Source organism: Candidatus Sphingomonas phytovorans (genome assembly GCA_029202385.1).
GTDB classification, from domain to species: Bacteria; Pseudomonadota; Alphaproteobacteria; order Sphingomonadales; family Sphingomonadaceae; genus Sphingomonas; species Sphingomonas phytovorans.
The window spans coordinates 2353440-2370832 of the sequence record CP119314.1 but is presented as its reverse complement, the minus strand read 5'-3'; the positions used below and the strand labels follow the sequence as shown (position 1 = coordinate 2370832).

The following is a 17393-nucleotide window of genomic DNA, read 5'->3' as shown; positions in this document are numbered from 1 at the left end:
GACGATGAAGAAGACAATTCTGGGCGCGGCCCTCGCGGTGACGGCGTCGATCGCGATGACCTCGCCGGCTTATGCCTGGTTCGACAAGGGCTGGTCGTACAGGAAGGCGGTGACCGTTGATGCCGGTGTCGCCGGGATCGCAGGGGCCGAAAAGCGCTTCCCGCTGCTGGTGCGGCTCGACAGTTCCAATTTCCGCTTCGAGGACGCCAAGGCGGACGGCTCGGACCTGCGGTTCCTCGCCAGCGACGACAAGACGCCGCTCGCTTTCCATATCGAAAGCTTCGACCCGAAGATCGGCCTCGCCATGATCTGGGTCGATCTGCCGGATCTGCCCGCGAGCGGCCAGGCCAGGCTGTTCCTCTATTTCGGCAACAAGGAAGCGCCGGCCGTTGCCTCGGCGGCCAAAACGTTCGACGCGAGCTACCGCGCGGTGTTCCATTTTGCCGGCAACCTGTCGGATGCGACCGCCAACGCGACGTCGTTTGCCGGCCATGGCGGCTTTGCCGCCGGCGCGGTCGGCCAGGCACTGCAACTCGCCGGCACGCCGGCCACCATCGCCGCGTCGCCCGCAACCGCGATCAACCCGGCCGAAGGTTTCACCTTCGAGGCATGGGTCAAGCCGGATGCGACGGCGGCGGCAGCGGCAAAGGGTGGCGCGGCGGTGGTCGCCGCCGATGCGACGCTGTACAAGTCGAGCGGCCTCATCATCGGTCTCGCCGGTGGGGTGCCCTTTGTCGAAATCGGTGGCCGGCGTGCCGCCGCCGGCAGCGCCATCACGGACTGGTCGCAGATTACCGTCTCGGCCAATGACCGGGGCGCGACGCTCTATGTGAACGGGGCACAGGCCGCGACCCTGGCGGTGCCGCTATCGGCGCTCACCGGCGCGGCCACGATCGGTGAGGGCTTCTCGGGCCTTATGGACGAGTTGCGGCTGTCGGCCACAGCGCGCGATGCCGCCTGGGCCAAGGCGGACGCGGTGTCGCAGGGGCGCGGCGCCAGGCTGGTCTCGTTCGGCGCCGACGAGCAGCCGTCCGGCGAAGGGTTCGGTTATTTCGGGGTCATCTTCAAAAGCGTCACGCTCGACGCCTGGTTCGTGATCGGCGTGCTCGCGATCATGTCGTTGATCTCCTGGATCGTGATGATCGCCAAGGGCGGCTATGTCGGCCGCGTTGCCCGCGCCGACAAGGTGTTCCAGGCCATGTTCGCCCAGCGTCGCGGTGACGTCCTGTCGGGCGGCTGGATCGACAGCCTCGATCCGAAGGAGCGCACGCTGCTGGCGGACTCGCCGCTCGCCCGCATCTATCTTGCCGGCGTCACCGAGTTCACCGCGGCGATCGACGAAGCCGGTGGCGATCACATCGCCGAGGAGACGGTTGAGGCGATCCGGGCCAGCCTCGATGCGCAACAGGTCGAGGAAACGCAGAAGCTCAACCGCTGGATGGTGCTCCTGACGATCGCCATCTCGGGCGGACCGTTCATCGGGTTGCTCGGCACCGTGCTCGGCGTGATGATCACCTTTGCGGCGATCGCGCTGGCGGGCGACGTCAATGTCAATGCGATCGCCCCGGGCGTGTCGGCGGCACTGCTCGCCACCGTGGTCGGCCTGGTCGTCGCGATCCCGGCGCTGTTCGGCTACAACTACATCTCCAGCCGCAACGCCGACGTCTCCGCATCGATGCAGGTGTTCGTCGACAGGCTGATCACCCGCTTTGCCGACCTCCACCGCCGGGCGCTGCGCCAGCAGCTCCGCGCGGCCGAATAAGGGAGCCGGCGCCATGAAGGTCAACACCACCGCCAAGCCCTATGATGACATCAACATCACGCCGATGGTCGACCTGACCTTCGTGCTGCTGGTCATCTTCATCATCATGTGCACCGCCAGCGTGCAGGGCATCAAGGTCAACCTGCCCAAGGCCTCCAGCGCGGCGACGCTGGAGTCCAACACCAAGGCGATCACGATCGATGACACCGGCCAGGTTTATTACGAGGCCTTCCCGGTCTCGATGACCGAGCTCGAGGACCGGCTGCGGCTCCAGAACGCGCAGACCCCCGACTTCCCCGTGGTGGTGAAGGGTGACGGCGCGGTCCAGTACGCCAAGGTGGTCGCGGTGCTCGATCTCCTGCGCCGGCTCGACATCACCAAGTTCGGTCTCGTCACCGGCAAGGCGGGGAAGTAGCGCGATGGCCGCCGCCAGCCTTCCCCCTCCATTCAGCGCGCGACGGCCTATCGCTCCCCGCCTGCTCGGTGGCGCCGCCGTGGTGGCGCTCATCGCCGGCATCTGGTGGGCGTCGACCCAGCAGGCGACGGTGACCCGCAAGGCGGCCGAGGATAGCGTGCTGATCCCGGTCGTGCCGCCGCCACCACCGCCCCCGCCGCCGCCCGAGCAAGTCAAGCCCGAGAAGCCGGAGGAAGTGCCGCCGCAGCCGGTCAACCAGCCGCAGCCCACGCCGCAGCAACCGAGCCCACAGCCGCAAGCCGCGGCGCCATCGGTGGGCCAGGCGGTCTCGATCGACGGCCCCGCGCAGGCCGGCGGCGATGCGTTCAACATCGGCTCGGGACCCGGCGGCGGCATGACCGGCGGCGGACGCATCGGCACCGGCATCGGTGGGTTCAATCGCGCCGCCTACGCAACCTATCTCGAAGGCGAGATCCGCCGCGCCATGTCCAGTGAACCATCGCTGCGGACAGCGGTGCTCCGCGCCAAGGCGAGACTGTGGATCTCGTCAGCCGGTAAGATCACCCGGGTCGAGGTCGCCGACAGCGACAAGGCCGATGCGATCCGCGCCGCGCTGATCGGGCACTCGGTCCGCGCACCCGATCCAAGCCTCGCCATGCCTGTCGCGCTCAGTGTCGAATTCCGGAGGGGCGGATGAGCCGCTCCCACCATGACCAACGGCTCCGCGCGGTGCCGATCCAATCCAACGACCAATTCGGCGATCGCGCCAGAGGGGGAATTTCCATGTTGTCCAATGCCACCGATGGCCGCTCGCGAGCGTTCGGCCGAACCGTCCTTGCAGGGTTGCTCGGCGCGACCGCGCTCGTCTCCAGCACGACCGCTTTCGCCCAAACGGCGCCAGTCTCGCAGAATGCGACCGTCAACCTCATCAACAAGCTGGTCGAGAAGAAGATTCTGACCCGCGCCGAAGCTGACACGATGATCGCGCAGGCGGACGCCGAAGCGAGCCAGGCGCGGGCTACCGCCGAAGCTGCGCAGACCGCGCAGCAAAGCGCGCAGAGCGCGGTGGCGGCGGCCTCGCCGGCCTCGGCGCAACCGGGTACTAGCGTGCGCTATGTACCGCAGTTCGTGCGCGATCAGATCAGGGAAGAGGTCACCAGGGAAGTCCTGGCCGATGCGAAGACACAGGGCCTGGTCGCCCCCGACGCGATGCCCGACTGGGTCCGCGGCATCAAGATCACCGGCGACCTGCGGTTGCGCGAGGAAAATCATTTCTTCGACAAGGGCAACGCGCTCGACTTCATCAACATCAACGCGATCAACGGCGGGCCGCCCTATAATACCGATCCCACCACCAATCCGGTCAATTTCCCGATCCTCAACACCCGCAAGGATCGCAACTATTTCCGCATCCGCGCACGTATCGGGCTCGAAGCGAACATCGATCCCAAGCTGACGCTCGGTTTCCGCCTCGCAACGGGTGATCAGAACTCGCCCGTGTCGACCAACGCGAACCTGGGCGGCTATTTCAACAACAAGTCGATCTGGCTGGATCGCGCTTATGTCGATTATCACCCGGTCGATGGATTGAACCTGACCGCGGGTCGCATCCGCAATCCCTTCCGCCTGAACGAACTGGTCTGGGATGAAGACGTCAACCTCGACGGCATCGCCGTCAGCCTTGAACGGTCACTCGGTAACAGCTTGAAATTGTTCGCGCTCGGCGGCGCCTTCCCGCTCGATTTCGTGGGCGATGCAGCCCCCAACACCGCGCTCTCCAACCTCAAGGACAGCGCCAAGCATGACAAGTGGCTGTTCGCCGGACAGATCGGCGGCCAATGGCAGGCAAGCGAGCAACTCAACACCAGCCTCTATGCGGCCTATTATCACTACAAGAATATCGAAGGCGATCTTTCGCCGGCTTGCGACAACCAGGCCGACTTCTGCCTGACTGACTATTCGCGTCCGGGCTTCGGCCAGCGCGGCAACACGCTGTTTGCGATCCGTGACAACACGACGACGAATCCAGCGAATACCGCCAACCCGCAATATTACGGTCTGGCGTCCGCCTTCCACATTCTCGACGTCTCGGGTGATGTCGACTGGGCATTCGACAACACCGTCCATCTTAACCTGACCGGCCATTTCGCCAAGAACCTCGGCTACAATCGCGCAGATGTCCTGGCGCGCGGCTTCAACGCGCTGCGTGGAATCTCGCAGATCGCCAACAACAACGAGACCTGCACCGTCGCGCCGGTCGGTGGCATCTGTCCGGCCGGCAAGTCGCTATACCAGTCGGGATCGACCGCCTGGCTCGTCCGCGCGACATTGGGCACGGCCGTCGCCGACCAGCCGGGCCTGTGGAACATCACCGCGTCCTACCGCCGCATGGCGCCGGACGCGCTGCTCGACGCCTTCACCGACAGCGATTTCCACCTCGGCGGCACCAACGCCAAGGGTTGGACGATCGGCGGCCAGTACGGTCTGCTGCGCAACACCTCGATCGGTGCGCGCTGGCTCTCCGCCCAGGAGGTGTCCGGCCCGCCGTTCAAGGTCGATGTCCTGCAGATCGATCTCAACACCCGGTTCTGATCAGGCAAGGCGGCACGGTCATGACGCTCTTCAACCCCTTCGGCGATCATGACGCCGCTACGCGCCGCCTGCCTGATGGCGGGGCGGTGCAGCGTTCACCCTTTTTCGCTGCTCCGTCCCGCCGCATCGCTCCCTTCGGGCCGCGCACCAAGGATTGCCACGCGGCGGTCTGCGCCCGCGCAACGTCGGTATTTGGGCAGCCGATGTCCGGAATCACGAGTGGCCGATCCCTCATCCTGACATTTTTCACCAGCGGCGCCCTGATAGTCACATCTGTGCCAGCCTATGCGCAACGTGCGACTGACCATGCAGCGGATGCCGCACAGGCCCTGGAGAAGCGCGAGATCCTCGTCACCGGCCATCGGCCCGACGCCTGCGATCCCGCAGCGGCCAGGGCCGCCATCGACTATGCCTGTCTCAACGGAGCGCTGAAGACCGCCGCTACCACCGCGCAGCCCACGCCGCCGACCGTCGACGCCACCATCGCCCAGGCGACCACGCCGAGCAAGGTCGGCACGTTCAGCCATGCCGCGACCGCCCAGCGCATGGGCCAGAATTTCGGGCATTCGGCGCAGCCCTACCGGCCGCCGTCAGCCCAATACGCCAATCCTGTCCGGGGAACGGGCCCGCGATGAGCGCGGCGCTCTCCATTCGTCACAAAAGATTAGCCAAACGGGGGCTTTGAATTCGTCATGTCCAATCTTCGCAACGCTCTTCTTTCCGGCACCAGCCTCGTTACGATGCTCGTGGCCCAGCCGGCCCTTGCACAGACCGCGTCCAGCATTCGCGGCACGGCAGCGACCGGCGCCGCTTCCGGCGGCAGCGGTAGCGCGGGCAATAGTGGCGCGACCGTCACCACGCTCCCGCCCACCGCCCAGGCCGCGCTCACCCGCCAGAACGCATTGAAGGCGCGCGTCGCAACCGCCATGGACCTCGCCAACCAGGCCCAGGCGGCCGCGCGCTCTGCCGCGCTCGCCAAACCCTCCACCGTCCCCAACGGCCTTGTCATCGGCGGCCTCGTCCCCGCCGGCGCGATCACCTCCAATCCCGCGCTCTGGCAGAACGCCAAGGCTCCGACACAGATCGTGGGCGCCGACGGCAAGATCACCGTCGAGATCGGCCAGACCGCGTCCAAGGCGATCCTCACCTGGGACAGCTTCAACGTCGGCAAGGACACGACGGTCTATTTCAACCAGTCCGCCGGCAAGCAGTCCGACGGCTCCAACGAATGGATCGCGCTCAACCGCATCAACGATCCATCCCTCTCGCCCTCTCAGATCCAGGGCCAGATCAAGGCCGAAGGCTCGGTCTATCTCATCAACCGCAACGGTATTCTCTTCTCCGGAACCAGCCAGGTTAATACACATTCGCTCATCGCTAGTTCGCTGTCGTTCTTTGGCGAGGATTCCAGTGATCCCGCCTCGGTCGCGCTGAGCAACAAAGCGTTTCTCGACAAGGGGCTGTCGGGCGTTCTGTTCACGTTTCACGGTGCCAACGGCGCCGGCATCGTCCTTGGCAGCAATAACCAGGACGCGCCGATGTCCGCCGGCGCCATCACCATCGAAGCTGGCGCCCAGATCGAGACGGGCGCAAACGGCTTTTCGATCATCGCCGCGCCCAAGCTCACCAACGCAGGATCGGTCGTCGCCAATGGCGGCGGCGGTCAGGCGATCCTCGCGGCGACACAAGGCTTGCTGCTGGGAAGTTCGACCACCCAGCTCAGCGTCACCGCCACCGGTGGCTATACGACGCCAGCCGACAAACCGACGCTGATCAACACCGGCATCGTCGCCGGTATCCGCGGCGCGGTGACTCTACTCGGCAACGATGTGACCCAGAACGGCGTCGTCACGGCGACGACCAGCATTCAGCAGACGGGCAGCATCACCATCACCGCGCAGCGGACCGCGAGCACCTATGCCAACGCCTTGGTGGATCGGCAGACGGTGCTCACCTTCGGGTCGAACGCGTTGACCGCGATCCTGCCCGACGCCAACGGTGGTTCGACAACGTCGAGCCCCGCGGCGGACATCGCATTCAAGCCCGGGACCGCGAACTTCAACGCAGGATCGATCTGGTTTCAGCAGAATTCGGTACTGTACATGCCCGGTGCGACGGTGACCGCGGTGACGCCGAACTTCGACACCAACTACCCTGACAATCACGGCGACGGTGCATTCGGCCGCATCTGGATCGACAAGGGCGCGACGCTGAGCGTGGCAGGTCTCGCCGATGTGCAGCGTCCCATGTCGGACAACATCGTCACCGTGCCGCGCGTCGGGCAGAATGAGCTCGCCGATTCGCCGCTGCAGCGCAACGGTATCCTCTACAAGAGCCCGTTCACCGTCGACAGCCGCGACAGCGGCACGCGGAGCGGTGGCTTGTCCTGGGTTGGATCGCCGACCGTCGGCGCAAACGGCTATGTGCAGGGGCAGACGCGCGGCATCGAGCAGATGCTGGTCAATGGCGGCACGATCAACCTTGCCGCATCAGGTGACCTGATTGTCGCCAAGAACTCCTCGATCGACGTGAGCGGCGGGTTCCTCCACTATCTGGGCGGGTCGATCCAGACCAGCAGGCTGATCGGCGATGACGGACGCATCTATGATGCGGCGACCGCCGACCCGATGATCAAATATGTGGGCTTCGCTGGCCAGACCAGCATCGCCCACAGCCGTTGGGGCGTTACCGACAACTTCACCAACCGGCTGATGACTGGAGGCTATGAAAGCGACTATGTTGCGGGCGGCAATGGCGGTACGCTGGCGACGTTCAGCGGCGGCACCACGTTCCTCAGCGGCGCGCTGCTTGGCGAGACCGTGATCGGTCGGCACCAGATCGCGGATGGCAAGCTGCCACGAGGTGCGACGCTGGACCTTGGTAATTCGGCCCTGTTGCGCCTTGCTTTCGCCGGTCAGGCTTCAGCCGGGGCGATCGGTTCGTTCGGCGGCGGTTTCCTGCTCACCAGAAGCGGTGTCGGGATCGAGGATTTCATCCCGGACTACGGGTTCGACACGTCGATCCGGACATCCGACATGCTGGCCAAGCCATCGTCCGACACTGGCAACCTGCTCTACACCAGCAACATCTCGACCGACCTCATCAACGCGGGTGGCTTCACCAATGTGCTGATCACCGGCAGTCGTGCGCCGATCACGCTGGCTCAGGGTGCCGCGATCACCGTCCAGCCGAGGGGAACGATCACGCTATCGGGCGGCGCGCTCGATATCGAGGGCGCCCTGACCGCCCGGTCAGGGCAGATCAATCTCATCGTCGGAACCAGGCTCGATGGCGCGAACACCGGGCAGTTGAACCCGCTATTTTCCAATATCGACATCAACCTTCCGATCGGCACCGTGGTGGACCGGGCAGCTGGCGACCTGGTGCTCGGCGACAAGGCCCGGCTCGACGTCTCGGGCCTGTGGATCAACGACACCGGCATGGTCGATGGCCAGGGCAGCAACTTCACCAACGGCGGCAGCGTCTCGATGCAGACGATGGCGGTGCTCGGTAGCAAGGTGATGATCAATTACCTGCAAGGCGTGAAGACCAAGACGGACTACCCGTCATATGTTCTCGATAAGACCGGCGCGATCCTGCTGAAGCCCGGTAGCGTCATCGACGCATCCAGCGGTGGGTATGTCGACACGCTCGGGCGGGTGCTGATGGATGGCGCAGTCCCGGCCGGCAAGGGCGGCGACATTTCGATGAACACCTATGTCGTCCCCTCTGGAACCGGCAACAGTGTAACCTATGACATTTCGGCGTTGGGCACGAACAAGCCGGTGCACAGCATCATAGAACTCGGTTCGACGCTACTGAGCTATGGTTTTGCCGGCGGCGGCACCTTGACGCTGGGTGCGCTCGATATCCAGATCGGCGGCGCACAGGCGGGGCTACCCGATTATACCCTGTACCTTCCGGCCGATTTTTTCACGCAGGGCGGCTTCGGCGCGTACAAGCTTTCGGCCGCCTATGGGGCGAAGATCGCCGATGGTACCGCCATACGACTCAGCCAGCGCAACTATGTGGCCGATCCGACCGCCTTGTCCCGGCTCGCCACCGGCGGCGACGTGTCTTCGGTCGCCAGCATCGGTACGGTGGAAGCCTATTACCGGCAGCCGACCAACTTCTCGCTTTCTGCCGGGAGCTATCTGCTGTGGTCCGTGTCGGGGCAGGCGGGAGGGCGGCTTGTACCCGATTATGCCGGCGTCACGGGTGCAACCTTCTTCGGCGCTGGCGCATCGATCGTCGGCGATCCGGGCGCCAGCATCAGCCTTTCCTCCTTCTCGAACCTGACGGCACTCGGCTCGATCACCGCACACGGCGGCTCGATCGCGCTGACCAACGATTTCTCGCGGATTTCGGCGACTAACCCCTATGCTCTCGATCACGGCGTCTGGCTTGGCGCTGATGCCACGCTCGATGCTTCGGGGGTCGCACTGACTGATCCGATCGGACAAGCGGTGCGCGGCCCGAACGGCGAAGCGTTCGTGCATGGCGGGCGCGTGCTCGACGGCGGCTCGGTGTCACTCACGGCCTATAACGGTTATGTCGCGGCCGAAGCGGGCGCTCGCATCGATGTCTCCGGTTCGTCCGGGTCGTTCGACCTGCGCGGCGAGAACGGAAAATATGCGCCGACCGCTGTATGGAGCGATGCAGGAAGCGTCACGCTGGGCGGTACCAATGGCTTGTATTTCGACGCCACGCTTGTCGCCCATGGCGGCGCGCCGGCTGCGCGCGGCGGCACGCTGACGCTGGCGCAGATCAACAAGCGCAGTGTCTTCGGCAATATCAATTATTCACCCGATGCGCTGCTTCTCCAGCAGAGCGGCACGTTCCTGAGCACCAATGCGCAGGCGGGCGACGCGCTGGGCATCGACCACACCATGCATTTCGCGCTCGATCGTCTCGCTGGCAGTGGGATCGATACGCTGGTCCTCGGCGCCGATACGATGAGCGAGAACAGTTTCTCTACCCGTCCGTCGATGACCATCGGCTTCGTCGGCAATCTCGACATCGCGCTGGACCGCGCCGTGATCGCCAATGCCAACAATTTCGTCCTGCTGCCCGCCGGGACAAACGGCTTGCCGTCCAATGGGGTGGCGCTGCCGGCAACTGATACGCATGTTTCGATCAGCGCGGGCTATGTCGGGCTGGGGGGTAATTACTCTCCGCTCTTCGCCACCTTCACTCCCATCGTCGCGGGGGGCGGGGCAACGTTCGATGTCCATGCCGGGGCGATCGACCTGATGGGCCAGTTCAACATCCAGAACGCGGCCGGCAGCCGTTTCGTCGCGGACGGCGATATCCGCCTGTTCACGCCTTCAGCCTACAGCTATTTACCGAATAACAGCACGACGATCCCCGGCACATTGGTAACCGGCGGTGATCTGACCTTCCAGGCAGCACAGATTTATCCAGCGACGGGCAACGTGTTCGTCCTGTCCGCGCCAACGGTCGGATCGACGATCACCTTTCTCGGCAACGGTAAGTCCTCGCCGCTGCCGCTCTCGGTGGGCGGGGCGCTGCTGGTAGATGCCGCGAACATCGTGCAGAACGGGGTGTTGCGCGCACCGTCGGGCACGATCCAGCTCGGTGTCGGCGATCCGACCGATGCGGACACGAAGAAAGCGTTTGGCAATGTACCGCTCGTCCGTACGCAGAGCGTGACCCTTGGCGCGGGCAGTCTCACCTCGGTGTCGCTCGACGGCCGGTCGCTGCCCTATGGCACCACCACCGACGGCACTGACTGGCGGCTGGTGATCGACGGGTTCACCTCGCCCGACCTGACCCAGGCGCCGCAGAAGTTCATCGGCATCGCGGGCAACGACGTCACGCTGGCGAAGAATGCGACCGTGGATCTCTCGGGCGGCGGCGGCGTCTACGCGCAGGAGTTCGTGCCCGGGACCGGCGGTTCGCGCGATCTTCTGAAGGCGGTCAATACGGTTTATTCGACCGGCGCGACGCCGCAGCAGGTCCCGCTCTACGCCGATGGCCGGCCGGTCTATGCCGTGATCCCCGGCTATAGCGGCCCGGTCGCGGCCTATGATCCGAGCTTCGGCGGGACCGGGTCCGACATCGGCAAATCGGTCTACCTATCGGGCGTGCCGGGCCTGCCGGACGGCGTGTACACGCTGTTGCCGGGGCAATACGCTACGGTGAAAGGCGCGTTCCGCGTCGTCCAGCAGACCCAGATCACCGACAGCATCGCGCGCGATGATTTCACTCAATATGACGGCAGCCGCATCGTGTCGGGCCGCTTCGTCGACGGGATTACCGGCAAGCAGGATGCGCGCACCACGAGCTTCCTCGTCCAGTCCGCCAATGTGTGGAAACAGTACAGCGAATATACCATCACCGACGCCGACAAGTACTTCCCGGCGCTGGCCGCCCATTCCGGCAAGAATGCGGGGCGCACGGCGGTCGATGCCGGCCAACTCGTCCTGGCCGCGGTCAACGCGCTGACCCTCGACGGCAAGCTGAACTCGACACCCGGCACGGGTGGCCGCGGCGCGGCGGTGGATATCGCCGCACAGGACATCCAGATCATCGGCGGCAGCGGTGCGGCGCGCGCAGGCTATCTGCAGGTCAATGCCGTATCGCTCACCGGTCTTGGCGCGGAAAGCCTGCTGATCGGCGGTACCCGGACCGATACGGCGGACGGGACGGTCGTCAAGGCCGTCTCCAACAGCGTCATCCTGTCGAACGATACAGGTTCCGCGCTGACCGGTCCGGAAATCCTTTTCGTCTCCGCCACCGATGCATCGGGCAGCGATCCGAATGCGGCCAACGGCCTTCTGATCGAAAGCGGAAGCGTACTGGCGGCCAAGGGAACGATTGCAGCGGGAAGTACCATTCCCCTTCTGATCGGCGCGACGGGTGGTGCGAGCGGGGACGGTGCACTGCTGCGCGTCTCCAATGGTGCGGCCGTGCCGGTGATCCGGGCGAACGTGCCGGGCCTGGGCGGTGTCGCCGGGACCACGAAAGGCCTGCTCGATATCCGTGCCGGTGCCTCGATCGACGGCGGCAATTCGGTGATCCTCGATTCGACGGGGGACTTCCTGCTCGCCCCTGGCGCGACCTTCGCGGGCAAGGCGGTCGATATCAACGCCAACAGCGTCGCCTTCGTCGGCAGCGGCTCCCAGGCGACGCCTGCCGGGCTGGTGGTCGACAGCGCGCTGATCGCGCGCTTCGCCAATATCACGACGCTGGGCTTCCACAGTCGCTCGACCATGGACTTCTACGGCAATGTCGATCTCGACTCCGCGCAGAACCTGTCGCTGGGCGCCGCGGCGTTCAGTAGCGACGGGGGCACTGTGAGTATCAATGCGCCGACGCTGTCGCTGGTCAACGACCTTGGCGGCCAGGCGGTGTTCGCAGGCGGGACCGGCACGCTGAAGCTCAGCGCCGGTGAACTCGATCTCGGCGTGGGTGCCAAGACGCTACGTGGGTTCGGCACCGTGACGGCGACCGCCACCAAGGGCATCGTCGGCCAGGGCAATGGCAGCCTCGATCTGGGCAGCCTCGACGTGACGATGACCGCGCCTGTATTCACAACTGACACCGGTGCGGACAGCCGGGTCGTGACCACCGGCACGCTGACACTGGCGACGGGCGCGGGCACGGCGATCCAGCGTGAGACGCTGGGCGGGGCGTGGACCTTCTCGGGCGGCGCGCTGGTCGACGCGGCGCTGATCCTGGCACCGGCAGGCAATGTCTCGCTGCATGCGACCTCGGGCGACCTGACGATCGGAGAAGGCGCGAAGGTCATGACGGCGGGCGTGGCCAAGCCATTCCGCGATGTGACCGCCTATGCCCCGGCCGGCGCGATCGCGCTGACCGCCGACAAGGGTAAAATCTTGTTGGCTCAGGGTGCCACGCTCGACTTCTCCGGCACGGCCAAGGGCGGTGACGCCGGCAGCCTGACGGTGTCTGCGCCAACGCAGAATGTCAATCTCCTTGGCACGCTGCGCGGCAATGCCGCGACCGGCTATGTCGGCGGCTCGCTCAGCCTTGATGTGGGCGGATCGGTCGATCTCGACAGCCTTGCGACGCGGCTGGCGGACAGCGGCGTGACGCAGGCGGTGGCGGTGCGCAGCCGGGCCGGCAACCTTATCCTGTCGAACGGCAAAACGCTCACCGCTCGCACCGTAACGCTGACGGCCGATGGCGCCACCGGGATGCCCGGCGGAGCGGACGGCAATGTCCTGATCGCCGGGACGATCAACGCGGCGGGACCGGCGGGCGGCAGCATCACGCTGGCCGGACGCAGCGGGGTGACCATGACCGGCAGCTTGATCGCCACCGGCTCCGATCCGGCCCAGCGTGGCGGCAGCGTGCGGCTGATGACCGGCGGTGTCGCCAACGGTTCCCTCGATCCGACCTATGGGTATGAGCTGATCGATGCGGCCGGCTCCGGCACGATCCGGGTTGGTGCGGGCGCGGTGATCGACGTCTCCGGCGGTACCGCCGGCGGCCTGTCGGGTGGCACGGTGGCGATCCGCGCGCCGCTGCTCGCCAATGGCGACGTCAACGTCACGATCGATCCCGGCGCGACGATCAAGGGCGCGCGCGATGTCGGTCTCGAAGCCTATGCGGTGTGGAGCACCGCCGACACCCAGCAGACCGACAAGAGCAAATATTTTGACGGGATCATCGACCCGGCCGGCTGGTATGGCGCGGACGGCAAGCTGGTCGCGGGTACCTGGACCGACATGGCGGGCAACGCACTGCCGGATCCGACTGACGATGCCGAGCTGAAGGCGTATCTGGCGACCAATCTGTTCACGCCAACGACGCCCAACGCCGATCACCAGACTTTCTACGGCTATCTGAACGGCGACGAAGATGCAGCCGTCGCTGGCACGCTGATGGGGTTCATCCGCAATCCCGGCTTCACCTTCGAGAACCGGTTCGCAAGCATCGCCAACTTCCATGCCCGTCCGGGTGTCGAACTGCGCAACCCCGATCCCACGATCAATGGCGGCGCCATCTCCATCCTCACCGCGTGGAACCTTGGCGCCGGCACCAGTCCCAACGCACTCGCGTTCCGCTACAACGATCAGGCACCCATCCTGTCGCTGCGCGCCCAAGGCAATATCGATGCGCGTGCCAGCCTTACGGACGGTTTCTGGCAATATGCCACGGCAACCGGCGCGGGCGGGAAGATCATCGAGTCGGATTTCGCGACGATCGATCCGGCGTGGCAGACCCTTAAGGATTCGGTGTTCAATGGGATTAGCGACACCAGCCTGTTATATGCGCCAGCCGATAATTTGGTCGGAGACTCGACCGCAATTGGCCAGTATTATGGACTTTACCAGAAGTATCTGGATTTCCTCAACCTGCCTGGCGCCTTCTCGTCGATCAACAACGGCATTGATCTTGAATATACGATGTTCTTCGCCGGTGGCTCGATCGATCCGACCAATCCTCCTCCGACGCCGCCTGCAACGGCGAACGATTATACAAATTACCTCAAGGCTTACACGCCATACTTCAACAAGGTGATCATGGGTCTGGTCAACGGCGAATCGACGCCGTCCGATTTCCAGCCGCTGCTGCCACCCCCTACGACGCTGGACATCGTGATCGCCAAGCCGCCGGTGGCCAACGGCCCCGCGCCGATCAACATCAAGGACAATCCTTTGCCATTGTCGAGCGCGGTGCTCGCGGGAGGCGTGAGCAGCTCTTATCGGTTGATCGCGGGCGCGGACTTTGCGAGCAGCGATCCGATCACGGTACAGGCCATTTCGGCGGCCGCCCTCACGATCGACGGACACATCAGTTGGGCGACCGATGGCGGCACGATCAACGTCGGCACGATGATCCGCACCGGCACGGGCGGTATCGACATCATCTCGGCCGGCGACATCGCCTTGCTCGACAAGACGGCGCCCGGCACGATCTACGCAGCCGGCCGACCGGCTGCGGGCACGATCCAGGACACGCTCCATCAATCAGTACTCGGCACCAACGCCATCGGCGTGCCCACGCTGATCACGGGCGAAGTGCACCCCGAGGCGGGCGGCGACGTAACGATACGCGCTGGCGGCAGCATCAGCGGTAACGAACAGATCTATGCGGACACCGGGCGTTATGCCGCTCAGTTCTGGTGGCCGTGGATGGCGACCGGCAATGCCATGGGGGCCAACGACAGCACCGGTGCGTCCGAAGTCAAGGCGTCCTCGATCAACTTCGGCGCCTTCGGCCAAGGCGCGATGAGCATCGGTGGCAACGTATCGGTGTCGGCGGCCGGTGATATCCGCGAGTTCTCCGTCTCGCTGCCGACGACCTGGTACCAGGCGACCGATGCGAGCGGCGCTGCGTCGGTGACTTATGTCGGTGGCGGCAATCTCTCCGTCCAGGCTGGCGGTGACATCCTTGGCGGCAGCTATTTCGTCTCGAAGGGACAGGGACGGATCGATACCAATGGTTCGATCGGCTCGGCGTTCACGCTGACGGCGCAGGGCTATTCAAGCCCCGTATCGACGCTGCTGGCGCTGCAGGATGCGGTGCTCACCGTGTCGGCGCGCGGTACGGCGGATATCGGCGGCATCTACAATCCGTCCTGGCTGAAGATACCGGACGGCGCGGACGGCAGCCGGATGTTCTCTGACGGCCAATCCTATTCGCCGCGGTCCGCGATCAACCTGTCCTCCACCTCGGGCGACGTGCGCCTGGATACCTTGCGCCTGCCGCGCAGTCTGTTCGGCTATGGCAATAAAATCTACGAAAATACGGAGGATACGAGCAACAGCTACGGGCGCATGTTGCCGGCGTCGCTCGCCGTGATGGCGTTCGACGGTAGCCTGTATGTCGGCGGCGCGGGCGAGTTGTATCCTTCGACCACGGGCAACCTGCAATTGCTGGCCAGCGGATCGATCCAGTTCACCAACGATATCGTCGGTCAATTGAACAGCGCCGCTGAATTCGGCATGTCGGATGCGCCAACCTCCTATTTGCCGTCACCGCTCAACCCGATCGGCAATCTCTCGTTCTGGAATACGCTGTTTAATGGCGGCGATCGTTTCCTGGCGCATCAGGCGGGACTGCACGCGGCCGACACCCAGCCGGTACGCATCTACAGCCTGACCGGGGACATCGTGGATGGTGCCGTGGCGGCCGACGGCAGTTTCTATGCCGGGTTCGTGACCAACGGCATGCGGATCGTCGCGCCCAAAGTCACGCAGATCTATGCCGGCGGAGATGTTGCCAACCTCTACTTCCTCGGAACGAACCTTTACGCCAGCGACGTGACCAATATCGTTGCCGGGCGCGACATCTACGACACGCCGTTGCCTACCAGCTTCTTGCAGCTCAATGTGCCCGTCAGCGCGATCGAGATCGCCGGGCCGGGCAGCCTGGATATCACTGCGGGTCGCGATCTGGGGCCGCTGGCCGGTAACAAGCCCGTGACCGGGCTTCGCGCGGTGGGCGATCTTTATAACGCGCGCATCGGGCGCGGTAGCGCGGACATTTCGGTGCTGTTTGGGACCGCGCCGGGCGTCGCGTGGGACGATTTCGCGAGCGCCTATCTGGCCCCGGGAGCAAAGCTGGACGGTATCCCCGGCTTTGACAACGACCTGATCGGCACCGTCGCGCAATATCAGGCCGATCAAGACAAGCGGGCCGGCGGAACAGGGGCAAAACCAACTCTGACGGCCGATCAAGCGTGGGCAATCTTCAAGACCCTTCCCGATGCTCAGCGTCAGGCACTGATCGAGAAGGCGTTCTTCCGCGTGCTGCAGACGACGGGCGCCGACTATAACGATCCCGCCAGCCGCTATTACGGCAAATATGCGCGCGGCTATCAGGCCATCGAAGCCCTGTTCCCCGCTAAGCTGGGTTACACAAAGAACAACCTCGAAGGGGGCGCCAACGGTGCCGCCACCCAGGTTACGACCGGCAATCTCGATATGCGCGGCTCCACCATCCAGACCGAGCAGGGCGGCAACATCAACATCCTGGGGCCGGGCGGGCGCATCCTGGTCGGTTCGACCGGCTCCCCGCCCTATCTGGTCGACGGCCAGACTGGCGCAGTGCTGGTCGGCCCGCAAGCGATGGGCATCCTCGCCTGGGAAACGGGCAATGTGAACATCTTCTCCGATCAGTCACTGCTGCTCGCGCAGAGCCGCATCTTCACGGAGCGGGGCGGCGACATGACGATCTGGTCGTCCAACGGTGACATCAACGCCGGAAAGGGCGCCAAGACATCGACCGAACAGCCGCCGCTTCGATATGTCTGCACGCCCGATTATTTCTGCCGTATCGATTCCGGTGCCGCAGTCTCGGGGGCAGGCATCGCTGCCTTCTCGGCGGGCGAGAATGACCTCCCGCTGGTTACGCTTGTGGCACCGCGCGGCACGGTAGACTTCGGCGACGCCGGTGTCCGCGCCGGCAACCTGATCGTAGCGGCGCAGGCGGTGGCCAACGCCGACAACGTGCAGGTCAAAGGCACGACGATCGGTGTACCGACCAACCAGGCCAACGTGTCGGCCAACCTCGCGGCATCGAGCACGGCGGCCAACGCCGCGCAGGAAGCCGCGACCGCGATGCAGAAAGCCCGGCAGAACGACCAGCCGTCAGTTGTCATCGTGACGATCAACGGGTTCGGCTGAA

General features: G+C 64.9%; 6 protein-coding genes. All 6 read left to right on the top strand.

The window, feature by feature from the left end:
• Positions 1–4 precede the first annotated feature (4 nt).
• The 6 genes from P0Y59_10850 to P0Y59_10825 all read left to right on the top strand — a co-directional run bounded on the left by P0Y59_10850 (position 5) and on the right by P0Y59_10825 (position 17392).
• Positions 5–1762: a DUF2341 domain-containing protein gene (locus tag P0Y59_10850; protein WEK02145.1), complete on the top strand. Its 1758-nt coding sequence runs from the start codon at positions 5–7 to the stop codon at positions 1760–1762.
• Positions 1763–1775: 13 nt separating this feature from the next.
• A complete protein-coding gene (locus P0Y59_10845; protein ID WEK02144.1) occupies positions 1776–2177 on the top strand; it encodes a biopolymer transporter ExbD in 402 nt (133 codons plus the stop codon).
• Between the two features lie 4 nt (positions 2178–2181).
• Complete coding sequence (locus tag P0Y59_10840) at positions 2182–2874, top strand: hypothetical protein (GenBank protein ID WEK02143.1); 693 nt, start codon at positions 2182–2184, stop codon at positions 2872–2874.
• A gap of 86 nt (positions 2875–2960) precedes the next feature.
• Positions 2961–4769, top strand: a complete 1809-nt coding sequence (locus tag P0Y59_10835; protein WEK02142.1) for a putative porin — start codon at positions 2961–2963, stop codon at positions 4767–4769.
• A 20-nt stretch (positions 4770–4789) separates the two neighbouring features.
• Entirely contained in the window at positions 4790–5404 is a 615-nt protein-coding gene (locus P0Y59_10830; protein WEK02141.1) for a hypothetical protein, read from the top strand.
• Between the two features lie 57 nt (positions 5405–5461).
• Complete coding sequence (locus P0Y59_10825) at positions 5462–17392, top strand: filamentous hemagglutinin family protein (GenBank protein WEK02140.1); 11931 nt, start codon at positions 5462–5464, stop codon at positions 17390–17392.
• The last annotated feature ends 1 nt before the right edge of the window (position 17393 follow it).